We start from the raw sequence: 17,789 nt of genomic DNA, 5'->3' as shown, positions 1-17,789 counted from the left end.
CCTCTGGTCCTGGCTGATCCGCTCAATCAGCCCGGTCCAAAGCCAGCCGGTCAGGTCAATCGCAGGATAGCAGCTCGCACGACAGCACGTCGAAGCCCCGCGTCCGCCCATGGTTGGCCAATCAGCGTGCGGGTAAATGGGTGCGAGGCCATTGCTGCCGCAGGATTGATCCGATAGCCCTCGCCGAACGTCACAGACCGGGGCGAGGGATCGGCCAGATAGGCGTCCACGACAGCCGACACATCATCATCAACGATGTGGAGGGTGGTGAACAGGTCGAGGGTCATCGGGCGTTTTGCCACGACGGCGATGTAGGCGTGCCTCCGCGAGGGAACGACGACCACAAGGCTGCGTAACGAGAATATGTTCAGCCCGTCTGATGCCTGACTCCTGGCTCGGAGACCAATTGCTTTAAGCGCCCCGGCCATACAGCCAAAAGCGGGGTTGCCCAGGATACAGGGAGGCGAACAGCAGTGTGGCGCCGAGGCGCTGGCGACCCGCGCTCCGGCATGGCAGGTCAGGGCTATGCCGAACCCTGATCCGCAGACCTGTGAAGTGAAGATCGGGTGCGCCTGGATTGCCGTCAGTCTGGACGAAGCCGCGTCCCAGCACATCATGGCCGTCAAACGCTGTCCGGCCTGTCACGGGCGTGTGGCGCTCAACGGGACGTACAGCGGACCGAGCGTTCGCCGCAGCCTCTATCACCGCAAGGCGCACAATGGCTGCGCGCTCAAGCCCGACACGTACACCGGCCAGCCATCCTTACATCCGCAGGCTGTGACATAGCCCTGCATCTGCCCCGCCGCCCGATCCAATGAGAAAAGCCCGCCCTGGTGTTCCAGGTGCGGGCTTGTTGCGACTGCGCCGGCGAGGCCGCACCGCGAGACCGTACATCCGGGTCTCGGTGCTGCTCTTCCGACGCTCAGCCCCCAGCCGATCGCTGACAGCTACCTCGACCTTTATGGTTAACCGATCGTTACCCCTGGTCGATTGCCCGCCAAGTTGATGACCCCACCGCCCGATCTGATGATGGTGAAGACCACCGTGATCTTGGGTTGTCCGGTCCAGGGATGAGCGACGAAACCGCGAAACACGAGCTCGTCGCCAACCGCGTGATGGAGCGCCTGAGCGGCTTCATCCAGGGCATCGGCATGACCGGCCAGGACGCTCGGCAGATCGTGAATCGCGTCGTCGCCGGGGACCCGTCGGCGCCGGAGTATGACATCGCGGCGAAAGCGCGCCTGGATGCTGATTGCGTTGGCTTAGCCATGAGCGACGACGCCGACCTGGTCCTTGAGGCTGTAGCCATGTTGGGGGCCGCTGGCGTCGCGGTGGCGCCGATCGGCAACGAACTCGACCGCTGGCAGGTCAGAGACCTGACGTTCTTGGATGCCGGCCTGTGGCGCCTCGCCCTCAGACGCGGGCTGGTCGGGAACGGCGAGTCACGGTAGCCCGGTGCCATGCCGAAGGCCCCATCGCCCCGCGGCGCCCGCCCGCGCCTAGACGTCCGCCCGCGCGTCCTGGCGGCGCTCACGCCCGAGCCGTCCACCGCCACCGAGATTGCCGAGCGTGCCGGCCTGCCCGGCCGAGAGCAGGCAATGCACGCCGCCCGGGCGCTCGTGCGCCTGGAGGGGACGGCTTTGCGGTGAGGAGCGGGACGCCGCAGGCTCCGCGATCGCGCTCCGCCGTCGCCGCTCCGGCTTCAGCCGGCCAAGGCCAGGAAAATGACGCCTGACGGCGCGGAGCAAGCGTCCGCTTTCGACCCTTCTCAGACCTACGGAAAATCCGCTTGCCGGTGATCTAACCGACCCCGAATGAGCGAAGGTGGCCGAACGCCGCCAGCCCGCTTCGGAGAAGCGCACCTGCAAAAGCAGACGGGCGCCTACACACTTGATGCTGATGCGGGCCGCTTGTCGACGAGACGTTTTCCGAGCCGCTCCAAGTCGACCACCATCCGCTCGTGCGTCCCAGCTCCGATCTGCTCTGCCTCATCCCAGGCTGCAACGCGGAAGCGGATCTGACGCCCCATCACACCTACCACCTCGGCCTCCGCTCTCACCCGGTGCCCGACTGGGGTCGCCGCCATATGGCTTACGTCGACCTTCGTACCGACGGCGCTCTCGCCGGGATCGAGGAATTGCCGGATGGCGTTCAGAGCTGCGTTTTCCATCATCAAAATCATCATCGGTGTCGCAAAGACGGGCGGCAGGATGGTGTCCTTGAACTGGTTCGCCAGATGCGGGGGACGGACCAGCATGGCGAAGCTGCCCTTTGCGCCCAATGGGATATCCTGCATCTGCTCTCTCCTGATCCGCACCACTCTACCGGTCCGAACCGCTAAGCACCTTGAGGGTTGCGCAGACCTGCCGGCCGGATCTGGCCGGAAGCAGCTCGTCCGCTCCAGAGCAGACCCGACGCAAGGTCAGACAGAAATGAAGCGGCTCGTTCCGATCTGAATCTTGTGACGGGCGAACGATCCTGATCCACCTCCACGAGACCGGCGCAACGTCAGTGAGCATGGGTTCCGTGACGGAGCTTGCGGCAAAAGCGTCAGGCCACGGCTTTCGGAGATCCGAAACAATCGCCGCAGCTCTCGATGTCACGAGCAAACCTGAGGCCTCTTTCGAGAACGAGCCGGCTCGCAAGCTCGGCGTCACGCAGCTCCAGCGCTTCGATAATGGCCCTGTACGCGGCCCTCAGATATGCGAGGTCGATGCTCTGGCGGAATATCGTCTCGTGAACGCTCCGCAAATGCAGCAGGAGGTGGTTGAGCATAGACAGGATCTCCGCGCATTGCGCGAGGGTGGCGGCATGGCGGCAGAACTGCCAACGAGCCTCGAAGTAGCGGTGATATTCGCCTGTCGGATCTGCCTCATAGAGGGCGCGGAAGCTCGCACGAAGCGCGCCGAGCTGCGCCTCCGTCGCTTTGGCACATGCCAACCGGACCGCCATGCTCTCCAGTGCAGCACAGGCATAGACCATCTCGATGATCTCACGCCTGGTTTTCTTGACAACGAACACACCGTGTCGCGGCCGCCGACGTACGAATCCCTGGTGTTCCAGGATCGTCAGTGCCTCTCGGATGGGCGTGCGGCTGACCCTAAGATCCCCGGGAAGTTTGCACTCATCGAGCTGCAGCTCGCCGGGATGATCATAGATGCGCAATTCGGCGATCACACCCAGTATAGCTTTATAGGCGAGAGCGCGCAGACCCGATTCGGAACAGGCCGGGACCGCATCGGCTAAGAAGCTATCCAATGTGGACACCAGCCCAACTCCAAAGCGAGATCAAGGTTGATCCGTGTCTGGCCAGACACCGTCTTCTGTCACGATGATGTCCATAGGAACGTCGTGCGCCTGCGGGTGGATTGTCGCGAGCCGCGCAAGGGCAAAGCCGACGCCGATGACCAGCGGCTTCGTCGGTCTGGACGCGATGGTTCGGTCATAGAAGCCCCCACCATAGCCGAGGCGGTATCTGGCCGGATCGAAGCCGACGAGCGGTGCGATCAGAACGTCAGGATCGACGGCCTCGCCCTCGGCGGGAATGGGAATGTTCCAGACGCCGCGAGTCATGCGGTCACCTGGCGACCAAGTTCGAAACTGGAGGGGGCGCCCCTTCTCCACGACGATCGGAAGCGCCAGTCGTGCTCCCTCTTCACGCATCCCTGTCAGGAGGGGTCTGGCATCGAACTCGCCCCTGAAGGGCCAGTAGAGGCCGATCAAGAGGCCTGATGCCGAGGGTAGAGCGGCTCGGAGAGCTTGCCCGATGCGCGCGCTCCAAGCAGCGCGATCCTGGGCAGAGATGCTGACCCGCCGCTCGATGAGGGCGGTGCGGGTCTCCTTTCGCCACCGCCGCACGCTCGGCCAGTCGGATACTGAGACTTCAGGGGCGCATGGTTCAGAAGGTCGCGTCTCGATCTTCGGGCTGACGAAGTCGGGATCGAGCTCATGCATGAAACAGGGTGGAGAGCTGTACTCGCCGAACTCGGGGCGTTCGGGAGCCGCAGAATCCGACGGCATCTCAGGCGGTTTGGTTGAACGCCCAGCCATGATGCGCTCCCTCGCTATGGTGTGCCCGCGTGCCGCTCGGTGAGCTTGGCCAAACGCTGTCTCAAAACCTTCAGTTCGGTGAAGCGGATCGTGACATCCCGCATCACCGCGACCATGCCGGTCATCGCCCCCTGCTCATCTCTAAGCGGCACGATGGTGAACTCGAGCGAGATCTGCCGCCCATCCTTGCGGATGCCCGGGACAGATAGGAGAGCACCCTCACCATAGCGGCTCTCCCCCGTCGCCATGGACTTGCGGTACCCCTCCCAGTGGCGCTTGCGCAGCCGCTCGGGCGTGATGATGTCGAGCGATCGGCCGACTGCCTCGTCGGCCGTGTAGCCGAAGACGCGCTCTGCTCCCGGGTTCCAGACGCGGATGATCCCCTCGCTGTCCGAGGCAATCACCGCATCTGCCGCGGTAGACAGGATCGCGTCGGCCACTTTACGCGCGTAGTCCACGCAGGCGCTCCTCCGGTTGTGGCGCCGCTCACCTGAAGAAGCGGCGCCATCGTGCTCAGGCGGCTTGCCGCGGCTCTTCGATCAGCTCATCCGCCGGACCGAAGAACTCGAACCGGATGCGCTCGGCCGGAATGCCCTGACGCTGAAGCCCATTCACAAGCGCGCTGAGGAACGGCTTGGGACCGCAGAGATAGTAGGTCGCCTCCTCGCGGGGCGTCTGCGCCACGAGCCAGTCTGCGCTGATCAAGCCGGCCGCATCGTAGTGCTCGCCCTGCCGATCCTGCGCTTCCGGCTCCGCGTAGAAGGTGTGCAAACGGACGTTCTCGGTGCCGGCGGTCAGCGCCTTCGCGTGATCACGCATCGCGTGCACACGACCGTTGAGTGCCCCGTGAACGTACCAGGTCGGCCGCTCAGGTGTCGCCGCTGTGATCGTCTCCAGCATGCTCATCATCGGCGTCAGCCCGACGCCTCCGCTGACGAGCACGACGGGGGCGTTCGACACCTGGTCGAGGAAGAAGTCACCGGCAGGCGGTGCCGCGCGAAGAACCGTCCCGTATCTGGCATGATCGTGCAGCCAGTTCGAGACGATCCCGGCGGGTTCGTCTGCCCGGCCCTCACGCTTGACGGTGATGCGGTAGGTCCGGTCGTTCGGCGCGCAGGAGATCGAGTAGTTCCGCTTCAACACCCCGTGGCCCGGCAGGTTGAACAGGAAGCCCAGGTACTGCCCGGGCCGGTGCCGCAGCACCGGGCCCCCGTCAACCGGGGCTAGGACGAAGGAGCTGATCATCTCGCTATCCTGCGCGACGCTCTCGACCACGAAGTCGCGCCAGCCGTTCCAGCCCCCCGGCTTGGCCGACAGATCGCGGTAGATCGTGGCCTCGCGGCCGATCAGCAGCTCCGCCAGGAACCAGTACGCCTCACCCCAGGCCGCGCAGATCTCCGGCGTGGCGGCCTCGCCGAGCACGTCGCCGATGGCGCCGAGCAGCGCGTCGGCCACGTAGGGATAGTGCTCCGGCAGGATGTTCAGCGCGACATGCTTCTGCGCGATGCGCTCGACCGCTCCGGCGAGGACGCCGAGATTGCCGATGTTGCGGGCATAGGCCAGCACCGCCTGGGCCAGGGCCTTCGGTTGCGAGCCGGTCTCGCCGTGGTGGGACTGGTTGAAGAGGTCGCGGATCGCTGCGTCCTGGAAGAGGCGCTCGTACATGCGCTTCGTGATCGTCAGGCCGTGCGCCTCGAGGGCCGGCACGGTGGCCTTGATGATGGCTATGGTGGCAGGGCTGAGCGGGTTGGGCATCAACAACTCTCAAAGGTGCACTGACGATGAACCTTATGGGCTATCGGTTGAAAAGATTCAACTGAAATGTACCTTATGGGCAGTACGGAGCCGCCATGCGCCTGACCCGCTATACGGACTACGCCCTGCGCACGCTGATCTACGTCGGCCTGCACGAGCCGCGGCAGAGTTCGATCGCCGAGATCGCGCGCGCGTACGGCATCTCGGAGAGCCACCTGACGAAGGTGGTGCATCAGCTTGGACGTCTGGGGTTGATCCGCACCATCCGGGGCCGGGGCGGCGGGCTGCGGCTCGCCAGGGCGCCGGGCGAGATCGTGGTCGGCGCGGTCGTGCGCCAGACGGAGGACGATCTCGCCTTGGTCGAGTGCTTCTCGGGTGGCGCTTGCGCGATCACGGCACCATGCCGGTTGCGACGCATTCTGGGAGAGGCTCTGTCGGCGTTCCTCGCAGTGCTCGACCGCTACACGCTCGCGGACCTGATCGAAGACCCTGAAGGCCGCGACATCGCCAAACTGTTAGGACTCCATCAGGACGGCGACGAATTCGCACCCGTTGCGTCGGCCTAGCCAGCCTCGGCCGATCTGCGATGCCGAAACCACATCGCAACCTTCGGAGGTGAGGCCGCGCCCGTTCCGGTCGCGATCGCGCCTATGGCTCGGTCGCACTTCGATTGCAGCTCCCACGGATAGCGATACTGCTTTGTGAGCTGGGCGGCACCGGCGGGATGGCGTCGGTGTCGGCTTTCGGCGTCGAAGAAGAACGCCTTGAATGACCGGAAACGACAGGATCATCCAGAACGCCCAGCAGGCGATCCAGCGCTCACGCAAATTGCTGGAGCAAACCAAGCATCAGGTCCATCCCGGAACCGGTGGTGCGTACCTGGGCATCAATCCCGCTGGCGCACACGCCGCTGGGATCGGCACCAGCAGCGTGAGGTCGAGGAACGATTTGTGCCGCCGATGCGCGCTCGAAGCCAGTAGCTCACCGGCCCACGCCCCGCGCCGCGAACTCCCAGACCGGAATGCCCCAGGTCTGACCCGGCTTCGTCCGGCAGCCGGAGAAGCGGTCGAAGACGATCCGGTCGGGCTCGACAGCGATCACCGGCCGTTCGTTCACCATCAGGGCGCCGGCATATTCGACGCGCAAGAAGCCGTGCTCCGGATGCACGCCGAACAGCTGCGGGGCGGTTCAGCCGAGCCGGTGCGCCTCAGCGCCATGCTCGTCGAGGAAGGCCAGCGCGTTCTGCCGCATCGCGGCCCACTTCGCCGGCGGGAGATACCGGCACGGCGAGGCGTGCTCGGACAGACGCTCGATCTGGTCGCGCTCGGAGGCGACGGCGGGCGGGAGGTCGGACATGCCGGCGGGGTAGGGCCGAATGGTTGCCGACCCGCCAATCGTCCGCGCAGCTCCCGCTCCGATCTGCTCACGGGGTGGGAGAGCGTCCGATCTCACCAGCGTGTGAGCCGAGCAGCTACGACGAGGCCGGCTCGCCCAACTTAGATCCGGTGAAGGTCAGCGTCCCGGTGTAAACCCTGCGACCAGCCTCATCCCGGACTGTCACCGACACCCTTTGATCGTCGCCATCAGCCGGGGTGATCCATTCCCCGACATCTTGAAAGCTGACTATGACCTTCTCGCGAGCGGCTTCGAGATCGGCACACTGGGTGCCTTCATCATCTACGAGTAGCTCGCCATCATGGATGTCAAAATAGTATCGAGGCAATTGAGCCGCCTTTTAACAGACGGTTAGCCAATAGCGGTAACGGCTCAGCTTCGCCACCAGCACGACGATGCAGAAGTGCAAAACATCGTGAGCGGTGCGGTGCCCTGCGTAGTCTTGTCAGCCGACCCGATACGCACCTTGGCTCGGGGACAGGATGGTCGACAAGGACCGCCCGCGAAGCCACACATCGCGAAACGATGATTTAAGATTACTGGTCTACCTTGCGAAGATAATACTGCTTCCTGGTGCCAGTCATGTCTCTCGCGATTGTGGTCGCTTCGATTGCTGGGGCGGTGGGTCTTGGGATGCTATCCGCCCTTGTGTCGCCCGGGCGGCGACGCGACGATGTCGAGCTAGGCGTGGTGGACGAAGTTGGCATCTTCGATGTCGGCGGACCCCTGATCGACCTCGAGGTGATCCGCTAGAGCCACAACAAGCTTGCAGGCCGTGGCTGGTTGCGCCTCGGGGAATGAAAAGCCCCTGACATCTGATCAGGCAGGCCAAAGCGGAGGCGCGCCATGGACCCTCAACCGTTCAACATTGATACAGAGGCCGGAGCCGAGACGTATCTGGTCGATCTCCTCAAAAAACCAAAGAACCGGTCCATGACCGAGATCGCGAGGCATTGCGCCCTGCGGGTCAGGAATCCAAAGATCAAGGCCTTCTTTCTGACTGAGGGCGCCAAGATGCTCGCCGAGATGAAGGCGTAGGGCCGAAACAAGTAAGCCCGCCCAGATGGGACCCGGGCGGGCTCTATGCGACTGCGGCGGCGAGACCGCACCGGTGTACCGCGACGGTGCTGCTCTGCCGGCGCTCAGCCCGTTCAACCGAACGCGGCCAGACCTGTGATGCGACGGGGGTAACGCTCCCTTGCCTGAGCCGAGCCGCCACGGCGCAGAGACGAAAAAGCCCCGCGCGGCAGCACCGATTGGATGTGCCGCTCAGGTTCGAGAGTCGGGCGGTCGCCGTACGACCGGCGTGCCTTGATCGGTCAGCCCTAAGGTCTCCGCTAGTCGCCTCAGATCCGCCGCCGGCAGGTCAACGCTTGACCCCTCCTCGATCGCGGCAAGTGCTCCTGGCGGCAAGTCGGCTAGGCGCTCGGCGTCGCTCGGATGCAAAGCCAGGCGTAGGCGGGCAGCGTGAGCGTAATTCCGCAGGTTCATGAGAAGGGCTTCGCGTCCGTGAGATTCATCGCTCATGCCGCGCGCTACGGTCGCGCAGTCGGACAAGTTTCAAGCGAGCATGACAACGGCACGAGATAGGTCCGCGCGGCGGTGCCGGCGGGACCGGAGGACGGCAGATGATCAAGGTCCACCCGCGCGATGGCGGCTTTGTAGTGGCTGACTGTGATGGCTGGCTGCCAGGGTTCTACGCGACCGAACACGCGGCTCGGAAAGCGGCCAGTATGCCGTCGGAAACGCTTCAGGCCATTCAGAACCGCAAGAACGAAGAGGTGGGTGGGACCGGTGGCGTGATCACCGACGCCGATCTCGCTGAGGCTGAGGAGTAATCACGCACGAAAAAGCCCCGCGCGGCGGTGCCGGCCGGGCTGAGTAACCCTTGAGAGGAAGCAGGGCCGTCGCGAGCAGCGGGCACTTTGTGGTCGCAATCCGATCCGTGGAACCCGTAGCCAGGGGCTGCTTTCGACCCATTGCAGAAGGTAGGAAGGTCCGCTTCCAGGCAATCCGATAGGTTCGGCAACTTCTGGCCAGAAGCGGAGTGGCTGCTCCGGAACAGATCGACCGCGAATGTCGACCTTCAGACGCCGGTCTATGCCAGCCTGGTGATATGCTGGAATCGACTTATAGGAATAGAACACGAGCCTGCTCGAACATGTCGGCCACTTCAACGGCAACGGCGCGGATCGACGGGTCCTTCTTGTCGCGACTGCGAGTAAGCAGGAAAACTTCCTTGCTCGGCGGCACGGGGCGGAGATCGGTGATCCGCAACGACGGGTCGCTACGCCCGATATAGTGGGGAAGAAGCACAAGCCCGGCGCCGGACCGCGCGGCGATTGACTGCGCGAACTGGTCATGCGCCCGGAAGGCTAGGCGCGCGCGTGGGAAATGCCGTGTCATCCACGCCGCTTCGGGCAAGTAGGCATCCGCCTCGTCGAACCCGATGAACACCGGATCGGAGCCCGCCTCGACCGAACGGCAGGCCTCGTCCGTACCATAGAACCCGTACCCGACTGTCGTGAGCGGACGTGCGACCACGTCGCCATCGGTAGGTCGCCCGAAGCGGACCGCGATGTCCGCCTGATGGCGCTCCAGGCTTATGGAGCGATGATTGGCTGCCAGGTCGATGTTGAGCCTCGGATACCGCGACGCCACCGTCGCGAGGCGCAAGGCGAGGAAGCCGTTCGACATCGCTGGTGAAGCGTTGATCCGCACCAGACCGCTTGGGCCCTCATTCACGGCGCCTCGACCGAGGATCTCGGCCGCCTGTTCCATGTCGCTCGCCGCTTCGAGCGCGTGCGTTCCCGCCGGCGTCAGGACATAGCCTTCAGGCCGCCGCTCAACGAGCTTGTCTCCGAGGCTCTCCTCCAGGGAGCGAAGCCTTCGAGAGACAGTCCCGTGGTTCACGGAGAGCGTCCGAGCGGCCGCGGACAAGCTGCCGTGCCGCGTGAGCGCCAGGAAGATCCGCACGTCCTGCCAGTCAAGCACTGTGCGTTTTCTATCAGCCATTGATCGAAGATAGCGAATTTTTTCGCCGGAGGAACCGCCGTACATGCGAGCCGGCGGAGCGGCCCCGCACGTGGCCATCAAGGAAATCCAGCGATGTCGGACACCAAGAAGGTTGCCATCGTCACCGGTGCCTCGCAGGGGCTCGGTGAGGGCATCGTTCAAGGGTTTCGTGCCCGGGGTTATGGCGTCATCGCCACCTCTCGCTCGATCCGGCCCTCGACCGACCCGGATCTGATAACGGTCGCCGGCGACATCGGCGATCCGGACACGGGCAAGCGGCTGGTCACAGCGGCAGTGGAGAAGTTCGGCCGCGTGGACACCCTGGTGAACAATGCCGGCATTTTCATCGGCAAGCCGTTCACCGAGTACACCGAGGAGGACTACCGGCTGAAGCTGAGGACCAACCTCGACGGCTTCTTCTTCACGACCCAGCAGGTCATTCCCGTGATGCTCAAGCAGGGCAGCGGCCATGTCGTGCAGATCACGGCGTCCACGGCGGAGTTCGCCAGTTCACTGTCTCCCGCCTTCATAGCCATGCTGACGAAGGGCGGGATGAACTCAGCCACCAAGAGTCTGGCCATCGAGTACGTCAAGCGCGGCATCCGCGTGAACGCCGTGGCCCCTGGCGTCATCAAGACGCCGATGCATTCGCCGGAGAACTACGACGCTCTGGCCGCCTTCCATCCCATGAACAAGGTCGGCGACATCGAGGACATTGTCCGGGCCGTGCTCTACCTTGAGGACGCTGCCTTCACCACGGGCGAAATTCTCCACGTCGATGGCGGTTTGATCGCCGGTCGCTGACCCGTACGGGGGGTGAGCGCATCGGGCGCCCTCCTGTTCTTCTCGGAGCGCCACATGCCGATCGTGAACATTCTCGTGACCCGTGAAGGCACCACTCCGGGCGCGGACCGCACCACCGACGAGCAGAAGGCCGCGGTCTACAAGTGCATTGCCGATCTACTCTTCGATGTGATGGACAAGCCTCGCGAGGAGACGATCGTCGTCTTCCACGAGCACGGGATCGCGGACCTGGGACAAGGCGGCCTGCCCCTGCGCGACTACCGCGCGTCGAGGGCATGACCGCCAAACCCGGCGGGAACGGTCATGCGACTTCCCGAGCGGCTCGAAATGCCCGCATCGGGCACGATGCCGAAGGGCGGCCTGAAAGGCCAAAACGGGTGCAGCATTGCCTGAGTCGCGGCGTAACATGCATCCGCTTTCGGGATGCGCACGGCTGAGCGTGAACGTCTGGGTTGGGTCGGAAGCGGGAGGGCCGCTCCGGGTAACCTTCAGACAGTCCGCTTAGGAGCTGAGAGGCATCGAAGCGGATATCGCCGTCCCGCCCACTCGCGGCCCGTTGCGGACATCGCCACAGCCAAGCTGATCAGGTTCAGATCCGGTCGTCATGACAGCAGGGGCTACGTTTTATCCGGCTCTGTCGTGGGTGCCGCAACAGCTCCCATCCCGTTGCCCATCTCGGTTCCCGTGTGGGGCGGTACACCGCTCGGGAGCACAGGAGCGCCTGAAGGCTCGTCCTGAACTTGTGCGAGGCCAGCTTCCACCTCATGGATGAGGTCTGCGAAGTCGTACGGCTTGCTGAGCAGGCGTGTGCCCGGTGGCAACGCCTCCTGAAGATCTGATCCGGCTCCCGAGGTGACAATGATGCCGACAGCGGGCCAACGGTGATGAACGAGGTGGGCAAGGGCAACACCATCCCCTACGATGCCGCGCCCCGTAATCAGAAGGCTCACCGGGATCGATCCTTCGAGCACCGCCAGCGCCTCGGCGGCTGCGCGGACCTCTATGGTCTGAAAGCCAACATCCTCCAGCATGTCAGCCGTGACCATACGGACAAGCTCGTCAGCCTCCGCGATAAGGATGGCTAGAGGCCTGCTGTCAGACACAGACGTGCTCCGCGTGATCACGGCGGGAGCGCTCGCTGCTCTCAGGCACTGACGGCCGGGTCCGAAGCCAGTGATCAGCCCTTATGCACCAATTATCCGCCGGGCGCGATTACCCTGGGTTGTGGCGGCTGGTCACCCACGGACGCACCCTGGTACGGCAGCTTTCCACCCCGAACTGAGGCCGCCGGGCTGCCGACGACTGGCGGCTTTCGGGAAGCGTCATGGCAGATCTGTACGGCCAGAGTGGGTCGGAGGCAGAACGTCTGCTTCAGGGCGAAGGGTCAGGGGCCGCTCTCCACCCTAAGCCGGCCTCGCGAGCGGGCACCAAGCGTCAGGTTCGTACTACTGGGGCGGCGCGCACGAAAAAAGCCGCCGCGGCCGGAGCCGGGCGGGCAAAGAATAACGGGAAGAAGCGCGCCGTGTTCTCTCGAGCCAACGGCTGAGGTTGCGGGAGGTTTAGCCGCCGCCGCCGCTGCTACTGCCGCCGCCGCTACCGGTCGACCGCGAACCGCGCGACGGCTGACCTGCATTGCCGCCCGCAGCAGAGCTCGCCGAACCACGCCCACCGGTGTTGTTCGTGATAGGGGATCCGGTCCGCTTGGCCGATTTCATATGACGTGAACGCGCGTCGGCGGGCGTGGTCGTCTGTGTCACCACGAAGGATGATAGGGCCAAGGCGCATGCGCCAAGTAGGAGCTTCTTCACGGCAGGTCTCCAATTCACTTGAACCCGGACAACCCATGATGAAAGCATAATATCCGCGCTCGCGGAGGCGGCCCGATCGGACGACGAGATCCGCGACCTGCTCGGCTGACTGCGGCAGCACCTGCGCGGCGAGTTCGCGGTGCGGGCGAGCGCCCTGACCGTCGAGCCTCTCGGGCCAGACGGCTGCCTGCTCCTGCTCGGTAAGGCCGGTCCCGGCGGCAGCGTCGAACGTCCGCGGTGGGGTGCGGCAGGCCGCCAATATTCACGCTCATCAGAGCCTGCCGGGTAAGAGTAGAACAAGCGCTCGCACCGAACAGGGTGGCCGTTAGGGCTCAGGTGCCTCTCTGGGAGGCCACAACGATGAAGCTGCTGCGAGGGCCTGGGTGGCCCTGGATCTGTGATCTTTGTCACAGCGCATAGTGAGGCGCCGTGCTCTTCTGTTCCGAGCACATCGTCACCGTGTGACTTCGCGTGGCGTCGGTGCTGGAGGATCATCACCATGATGTCTCGCGCTGTCTTCGTGGCGGCGGCTACCCTCGCCGCCGTATGCGCCGGTCCGGCACTCGCTCAGCCTGCCGCTAACGGCGGACCGAAGTTCCTCCTTCACGGCAATTACTGCGGCCCAGGCAACAACGCTCCGCTACCACCGATCGACGCTCTGGATGCTGCGTGTGCCCGTCACGACGACTGCACGCCGGATGTCGGCCTACCCTCGAAGGCCTGCAACCTCCGGCTGGAGCGGGAAGCAGCGGCAGTCGCTCGCGATCCACGCAAGCCAGAGGATGTGCGTTCCTTGGCAGGCCTCGTAGCCTCTTTCGCGGCTTCTGCTGCGTCGAACACGGCCCCGTCAGTGCTCCCGGCAAGGCTGGCCCGCTGAAGGATTGGGCGTCGGAGTCCCCGTCTGCCCTCGGCTCAGGACCTCCCCATCAAACGGGCTGCCGCCGGCGAAGGCTGAGCCACGCTCGCGCCGTGCGCACAGCCCTCGCCGCCCTGGCTCTCGTCGTCGCTGCCGGTGGGGCGAAGTCGAGCGATGTCTGAAGGTCGGCCGGCCGCCAAGTGAGGCCGCCCGCCGAAGCCAAGGCGATGCAACGGGGGGGAGCTGGCGGCCGGCCTTGCTGACGTGGCACGCTCGGAGCAGAGCAGCGCCGGTGCGAAAGTCCAGGTGAGCGCATCAGAGGATGCGCTGACGCAATCTCTTGGACTTCTGATCGGGACCAGGCCGGGCAGGCCTGCCGGCTGTTGATCGCCATGCCGAAGGCGCGGCAACATCGAAAGCTCACGTAACGACCACGGGTCCGACTATCGTGGTAGCCCGTGCACGAACGCTGCAACAATCTCAGCTTCCCATACGTGAACCTGAGGCATCAGCAGAGTTTGTCCGGCGACAGCCACAGCGGCAGTGCCTGCTACGAAGATGGCAATATCGGCGATGTGGCTTATTCGGGGCATGGCGCAGGCCTCGCAGTGTCGCGCTTGGCTTCACGGCACTGCGGAGACCTATTCTGTTTTCGTTGGATCCGATGTGCCCGGCGTCACATCAGCATTCTTGCTTGCGCGCCGATTTCAGTCGCCGCGAAGGAGTGAGGACTGTCTCGACACCGACACCGCGATGGCTATCTTGCGGATATGCGCGGCACCATCGCTGCTGGGAGGCGCGCTCTGCACGAGGCGGAGTGATCATGAAAAGCGCCGTGGTCAGATGCCTCGTTGTGGCGCTTGCAGGCCTCGGCAGCACTGAGGCTGTTGCCCAACGCAGTCGAGCCCACAGATCGCTTCCTCGCGAAAGACCCGAGGGGCCACCGCCGTTCGGCTTCCCGCGTGTGCCGGCCACGACGTTGCGGCCCGCGGACGACGGCATCATCCACTGGAATACACCGAACAAGGACGGCAATCTCGGCGGACCCGGGACGGGTGGAAGTGGCGGTGGCGGAGGCTGACCGACCCCGCTTTCCATCGACCGCCCGTGGTTCTGCCCGATGGCGCCGAAGAGACTCCCCCACTCGCGCCTGCCCGCTGTCTACAGATCTTGCTAAGCTTTCCAGTATTGCGGCGCTTCAAAATAGGCGTATGAGTACTGGCTGTAACTCAATGAGGGCCTGGCCATGCTGAGGTCATTTGAGGATCGCGAGCGCGCGGCTGAGTTCATCTACATTCATGGCGAGGAGATGCGGTTCGTAAACCACATCTCGGGCATCCGAGCCGTCGCAGGCTTGGCGATACGGATGCTGGGTCTCGATGGGATGACATCGGAGGCCTATGCCCAGACGCTGATTGCCGCGAGGATCGACGGTTTGAAACCTGATGCCCTGCTGGAGCGCGTCCAAGCGGATCTCGCTGCCAACGGTGTAGAGGTCACCCTTGCGGAACTGCGGGCCGAGTTGGACCGGACCTCCGCGCAGCACAGCTTCGTGGACGGCCGGATGGCGGATCGCGCGCCTGCACAAGGCTAGCGACGGCCGAAACGAAGCAGCGAAGCTTCCTCGCCGCCGACTCCTGCCCGTGGTTCTGCACGATGTCGCGACAGAAGCGACGCGCCCCGCCAGGAGCGCGCCGCAAAGCCGCTCGCTGTTCAACTGACGCGTCTGAGGCCTTTTGGCGAGGCGCGGGCAAAGCCACCGGGCGGCAACCGCGTCAGCGGCGCCGAATCCGGGGATGAAGCGTCGCGTAGACCCGATGATCTGCCCTGCGTTGTCCCGGAGCATCGCGGACCCCGTACGGTCGCATCGTCCCTGCGCTGCATTGTGGCGGCCTGCGTTCCGCGGATCTAAGGTCGATGGCATCTCGAACCGGGGTGCACGCCATGCGCACGTTCCTCGTCACCTTCCACAAGACCGTTTCGGATGGTCGCGGCCACGACCACCGGGTGCTGCAGCAACAGACCGTCGTGCCCGCCAGCTATGGGGAAGCCGCAGCCGACGCCGCCAAGGCGCTGTTCTGTCAGGCCGCCAGCATCGTCGACTGGCGACTGCGAGCCGACACCTGCGAGGTTGTCGAACTGGCCGATCTGGCCGTCTGAGCGCATGTAAAAACCCGCCCGGATCGCCCGGCGGGCATCTCACGCATCACATCTCGTCAGGTTCGTTCTCGTGATGTGGAAAGCGGCCGAACGGTTCCCGGGACAAGGCTCATCGATCGGCGACGTAAGCTGCCAGCTCAGCTAACCCCTGCAAGCAGGATCGGTCATGCTTGCCGCTGCTTGAGCCCAATCCTGCGGCCAGCATTTCGAGCTGGGTTTGGAGTATGCCGATGCTCTTCCGGGACAGGTCGGCCGGAAGCAGTATGGTCACGTCGCCCTCGTCGAGCCTGATCGTTTGTCGGGTCGCTGGAGCGTAGGACATCTGACCCTCCGCCGGAGGTGTTGGTCGCTCTATCCGGAGGATAACATCTCATAAAACATAGACGCCCGCGGTGCTCCCGCGCACGCAATTGAGAACCGATTAACCCGGTCCGACACTAGAAAACCCGCCACGGCGAACCGGGCGGGCTCTGGAGGATCGGAGATCAGCTCGGGAAGCGACTAGAAGCCCCCGCGACGCCCGTACCCATAACCATGACCATATCCGCGACCGTAGCCGCGGCCATACCCACGGCCATAGCCATAGCCGCGCCCGCGGAAGTGTGGGCCGCCATAACCCCGACGACCGTAACCGAAGCGCGGGCCGCCATAGCCATACTGCACGTCCTGCACCGAAGAGGCGGCCTCAGGAACCGCTCCGATGCCGATCTGAGCTGCAGATGCCTGGACAGGCGCGAGAAACATGCTGGCTGCGAACAGCCCAGCCGTCAGTGCCGGTGCTTTGAACAAACGCTTTCTCCTGGCCACGTTCGCGGGTGTGCGACAGTGGCTTAGGCAAACCCGACAGCGTCTCGCACCGTTCCCGGCTACGCACCCGCCGGAGCCATCGTCCTCTCCGGAGCAAGACATCCTTGGAGCAATTGCCGGGAGCGGGACAACGAGGGTGCGTGCGCCGCTCGAAGGACCTCATGAGGTCAGATCCTAGGCGCCAAGTTCTTGTTCCAGCCGCGCTGTGGCTTCACCCGGCAGGTCGAGCGCCTCGGCGAGCATCTTGAGGAATTGCCTTTCCTGCAACGTATCCGGATCGATCGCGAGCCGGGCTGCAGCATAGATGCGAGCGGCTTGCTCCGGGCCGCTCACCCCGGCGGCAAGTTCATCGACGTCGGCTGGCTCGGTCAGTTCCTTGTCCAGCCAGGCGCGGCCAGCATCGCCGATCTGGGCAGCAGCAAGGGCGCCGTAGAGCCGCTCCCGTTCCGCGGCATCCATGAGTCCGTCCGCCAGCGTGGCAGCGACCATGGCCCGCAACATGGTTCGGGCCTCGTCCTCGCTGACCTCTGTGTGATCGAACGGCGTGCGAGAAACCGCAGGCGGGCTTGTGTCGTGAGATGGACCTGCCGAGTCCTGCACGGGCCCACGCCGCGGGAGCGCCCTCAATGCCAAGCCGACGATCAGCGCAACGCCGCCCAGTGCGGCTGTCGCGGCGATGGTGCTGCCCTCCCGGTCGCGAACCAGCGCATCGACCATTCGCTTTGCCTCAGCCACGGTGACCTCCTGGTGCCGCACGATCTTTCGTGCTGCAACGGCTCAACCGGGAGGGTGGTTCAGGAACCGTGTCAGGCCCATGGTTGACGCCCTCATCGCTTCGGTCCGGGCTGAGGGCGCGTTTTCTGGGTCCGGGTCAGGTAAGGTCAGCGTTCAGCGGCACCAAGCAGCAGCTCCACACCACCGGATCGGCGCTTGGTTGATCGCGCCGGTCACCGTGGGATCAGCAGATGGCAGACGCGCGACCGCTGGTTCAGCGGGCCGATTGGCCTCCACCAGCATCGCGGCCGAGAAACAGCAGAGCGCGAAGGCAGCGATCCAGAGAGCGCCTCTCAGGGTTCGGATCGTTCGCTTTGACATACCGACGACGGTGACGGCCGTCGGTTACCGAACCCTTGCACCGT

Annotated in this window: 25 protein-coding genes; 12 read left to right on the top strand and 13 right to left on the bottom strand. The window is 64.6% G+C overall.

The window, feature by feature from the left end; translation table 11 throughout:
* Positions 1-50 precede the first annotated feature (50 nt).
* Positions 51-287, bottom strand: a complete 237-nt coding sequence (locus AC3WSN_RS06835; RefSeq protein WP_192709377.1) for a hypothetical protein — start codon at positions 285-287, stop codon at positions 51-53.
* Between the two features lie 238 nt (positions 288-525).
* Between AC3WSN_RS06835 and AC3WSN_RS06830 the strand changes: the two genes are divergently transcribed.
* From AC3WSN_RS06830 to AC3WSN_RS06820, 3 genes are all read left to right on the top strand, one after another.
* A complete protein-coding gene (locus AC3WSN_RS06830) occupies positions 526-786 on the top strand; it encodes a hypothetical protein (protein ID WP_492536842.1) in 261 nt (86 codons plus the stop codon).
* 284 nt (positions 787-1,070) lie between these two features.
* A complete protein-coding gene (locus AC3WSN_RS06825; RefSeq protein WP_492536841.1) occupies positions 1,071-1,451 on the top strand; it encodes a hypothetical protein in 381 nt (126 codons plus the stop codon).
* Between the two features lie 9 nt (positions 1,452-1,460).
* Positions 1,461-1,649: a hypothetical protein gene (locus AC3WSN_RS06820; RefSeq protein WP_192709374.1), complete on the top strand. Its 189-nt coding sequence runs from the start codon at positions 1,461-1,463 to the stop codon at positions 1,647-1,649.
* Between the two features lie 233 nt (positions 1,650-1,882).
* On the opposite strand, the gene AC3WSN_RS06815 is transcribed toward AC3WSN_RS06820, so the two are convergent.
* The 5 genes from AC3WSN_RS06815 to hmpA form a co-directional block, all read right to left on the bottom strand.
* Positions 1,883-2,296: a thioesterase family protein gene (locus tag AC3WSN_RS06815; RefSeq protein WP_192709373.1), complete on the bottom strand. Its 414-nt coding sequence runs from the start codon at positions 2,294-2,296 to the stop codon at positions 1,883-1,885.
* A gap of 254 nt (positions 2,297-2,550) precedes the next feature.
* Entirely contained in the window at positions 2,551-3,267 is a 717-nt protein-coding gene (locus AC3WSN_RS06810; RefSeq protein WP_492536840.1) for a GntR family transcriptional regulator, read from the bottom strand.
* Positions 3,268-3,288: 21 nt separating this feature from the next.
* On the bottom strand, positions 3,289-4,050 hold the full coding sequence (locus tag AC3WSN_RS06805) for a 5-formyltetrahydrofolate cyclo-ligase (protein WP_492536839.1): 762 nt from the start codon (positions 4,048-4,050) through the stop codon (positions 3,289-3,291).
* A 14-nt stretch (positions 4,051-4,064) separates the two neighbouring features.
* Positions 4,065-4,508, bottom strand: a complete 444-nt coding sequence (locus tag AC3WSN_RS06800) for a PAS domain-containing protein (RefSeq protein WP_492536838.1) — start codon at positions 4,506-4,508, stop codon at positions 4,065-4,067.
* A 55-nt stretch (positions 4,509-4,563) separates the two neighbouring features.
* Complete coding sequence (hmpA, locus tag AC3WSN_RS06795) at positions 4,564-5,805, bottom strand: NO-inducible flavohemoprotein (RefSeq protein ID WP_492536837.1); 1,242 nt, start codon at positions 5,803-5,805, stop codon at positions 4,564-4,566.
* Positions 5,806-5,900: 95 nt separating this feature from the next.
* On the opposite strand from hmpA, the gene AC3WSN_RS06790 reads away from it, so the two are divergent.
* Complete coding sequence (locus AC3WSN_RS06790; RefSeq protein ID WP_192709370.1) at positions 5,901-6,371, top strand: Rrf2 family transcriptional regulator; 471 nt, start codon at positions 5,901-5,903, stop codon at positions 6,369-6,371.
* A gap of 415 nt (positions 6,372-6,786) precedes the next feature.
* On the opposite strand, the gene AC3WSN_RS06785 is transcribed toward AC3WSN_RS06790, so the two are convergent.
* The 3 genes from AC3WSN_RS06785 to AC3WSN_RS06775 all read right to left on the bottom strand — a co-directional run bounded on the left by AC3WSN_RS06785 (position 6,787) and on the right by AC3WSN_RS06775 (position 7,528).
* The gene (locus tag AC3WSN_RS06785) at positions 6,787-6,951 is read right to left on the bottom strand and encodes a hypothetical protein (RefSeq protein ID WP_492536836.1); all 165 of its coding nucleotides are present in this window, start codon (positions 6,949-6,951) and stop codon (positions 6,787-6,789) included.
* A gap of 42 nt (positions 6,952-6,993) precedes the next feature.
* Positions 6,994-7,161 carry a hypothetical protein gene (locus tag AC3WSN_RS06780; RefSeq protein ID WP_492536835.1) on the bottom strand — a complete coding sequence of 56 codons (168 nt, stop codon included), beginning with the start codon at positions 7,159-7,161 and terminating at the stop codon, positions 6,994-6,996.
* A 115-nt stretch (positions 7,162-7,276) separates the two neighbouring features.
* On the bottom strand, positions 7,277-7,528 hold the full coding sequence (locus tag AC3WSN_RS06775) for a DUF6894 family protein (RefSeq protein ID WP_492536834.1): 252 nt from the start codon (positions 7,526-7,528) through the stop codon (positions 7,277-7,279).
* 254 nt (positions 7,529-7,782) lie between these two features.
* Here AC3WSN_RS06775 and AC3WSN_RS06770 point away from each other — a divergent pair, with 254 nt between their 5' ends.
* From AC3WSN_RS06770 to AC3WSN_RS06760, 3 genes are all read left to right on the top strand, one after another.
* Positions 7,783-7,953 (top strand): hypothetical protein, encoded by a 171-nt coding sequence (locus tag AC3WSN_RS06770; protein ID WP_192709369.1) that lies wholly within the window; start codon positions 7,783-7,785, stop codon positions 7,951-7,953.
* Between the two features lie 93 nt (positions 7,954-8,046).
* Positions 8,047-8,238 carry a hypothetical protein gene (locus tag AC3WSN_RS06765; protein WP_192709368.1) on the top strand — a complete coding sequence of 64 codons (192 nt, stop codon included), beginning with the start codon at positions 8,047-8,049 and terminating at the stop codon, positions 8,236-8,238.
* A 590-nt stretch (positions 8,239-8,828) separates the two neighbouring features.
* On the top strand, positions 8,829-9,038 hold the full coding sequence (locus AC3WSN_RS06760; RefSeq protein WP_192709367.1) for a hypothetical protein: 210 nt from the start codon (positions 8,829-8,831) through the stop codon (positions 9,036-9,038).
* Between the two features lie 292 nt (positions 9,039-9,330).
* Here AC3WSN_RS06760 and AC3WSN_RS06755 read toward each other — a convergent pair whose 3' ends face one another.
* Positions 9,331-10,260, bottom strand: coding sequence for a LysR family transcriptional regulator (locus AC3WSN_RS06755; RefSeq protein WP_492536833.1), 930 nt, complete (start codon positions 10,258-10,260; stop codon positions 9,331-9,333).
* A gap of 48 nt (positions 10,261-10,308) precedes the next feature.
* On the opposite strand from AC3WSN_RS06755, the gene AC3WSN_RS06750 reads away from it, so the two are divergent.
* The gene (locus AC3WSN_RS06750) at positions 10,309-11,019 is read left to right on the top strand and encodes an SDR family NAD(P)-dependent oxidoreductase (RefSeq protein WP_192709364.1); all 711 of its coding nucleotides are present in this window, start codon (positions 10,309-10,311) and stop codon (positions 11,017-11,019) included.
* Positions 11,020-11,073: 54 nt separating this feature from the next.
* The gene (locus AC3WSN_RS06745; protein ID WP_492536832.1) at positions 11,074-11,298 is read left to right on the top strand and encodes a tautomerase family protein; all 225 of its coding nucleotides are present in this window, start codon (positions 11,074-11,076) and stop codon (positions 11,296-11,298) included.
* A gap of 338 nt (positions 11,299-11,636) precedes the next feature.
* Here the strand turns inward: AC3WSN_RS06745 and AC3WSN_RS06740 are convergent, their stop codons facing one another.
* The gene (locus AC3WSN_RS06740; protein ID WP_492536831.1) at positions 11,637-12,122 is read right to left on the bottom strand and encodes a response regulator; all 486 of its coding nucleotides are present in this window, start codon (positions 12,120-12,122) and stop codon (positions 11,637-11,639) included.
* Between the two features lie 1,204 nt (positions 12,123-13,326).
* On the opposite strand from AC3WSN_RS06740, the gene AC3WSN_RS06735 reads away from it, so the two are divergent.
* From AC3WSN_RS06735 to AC3WSN_RS06725, 3 genes are all read left to right on the top strand, one after another.
* A complete protein-coding gene (locus AC3WSN_RS06735) occupies positions 13,327-13,704 on the top strand; it encodes a phospholipase A2 family protein (protein ID WP_492536830.1) in 378 nt (125 codons plus the stop codon).
* Positions 13,705-14,929: 1,225 nt separating this feature from the next.
* Positions 14,930-15,277 (top strand): ATPase inhibitor subunit zeta, encoded by a 348-nt coding sequence (locus AC3WSN_RS06730; protein WP_192709363.1) that lies wholly within the window; start codon positions 14,930-14,932, stop codon positions 15,275-15,277.
* A gap of 350 nt (positions 15,278-15,627) precedes the next feature.
* Complete coding sequence (locus AC3WSN_RS06725; protein ID WP_192709362.1) at positions 15,628-15,843, top strand: hypothetical protein; 216 nt, start codon at positions 15,628-15,630, stop codon at positions 15,841-15,843.
* Positions 15,844-15,952: 109 nt separating this feature from the next.
* On the opposite strand, the gene AC3WSN_RS06720 is transcribed toward AC3WSN_RS06725, so the two are convergent.
* Positions 15,953-16,165 (bottom strand): hypothetical protein, encoded by a 213-nt coding sequence (locus tag AC3WSN_RS06720; protein WP_192709361.1) that lies wholly within the window; start codon positions 16,163-16,165, stop codon positions 15,953-15,955.
* A gap of 659 nt (positions 16,166-16,824) precedes the next feature.
* Positions 16,825-17,385, bottom strand: coding sequence for a tellurite resistance TerB family protein (locus tag AC3WSN_RS06715; protein ID WP_192709360.1), 561 nt, complete (start codon positions 17,383-17,385; stop codon positions 16,825-16,827).
* Positions 17,386-17,789 lie beyond the last annotated feature (404 nt).

The sequence above is a fragment of the Methylobacterium sp. FW102-HT35C08 genome, assembly GCF_058790235.1.
The sequence above is the reverse complement of the archived record's forward strand: the minus strand, read 5'-3'. Positions and strand labels throughout refer to the sequence as shown.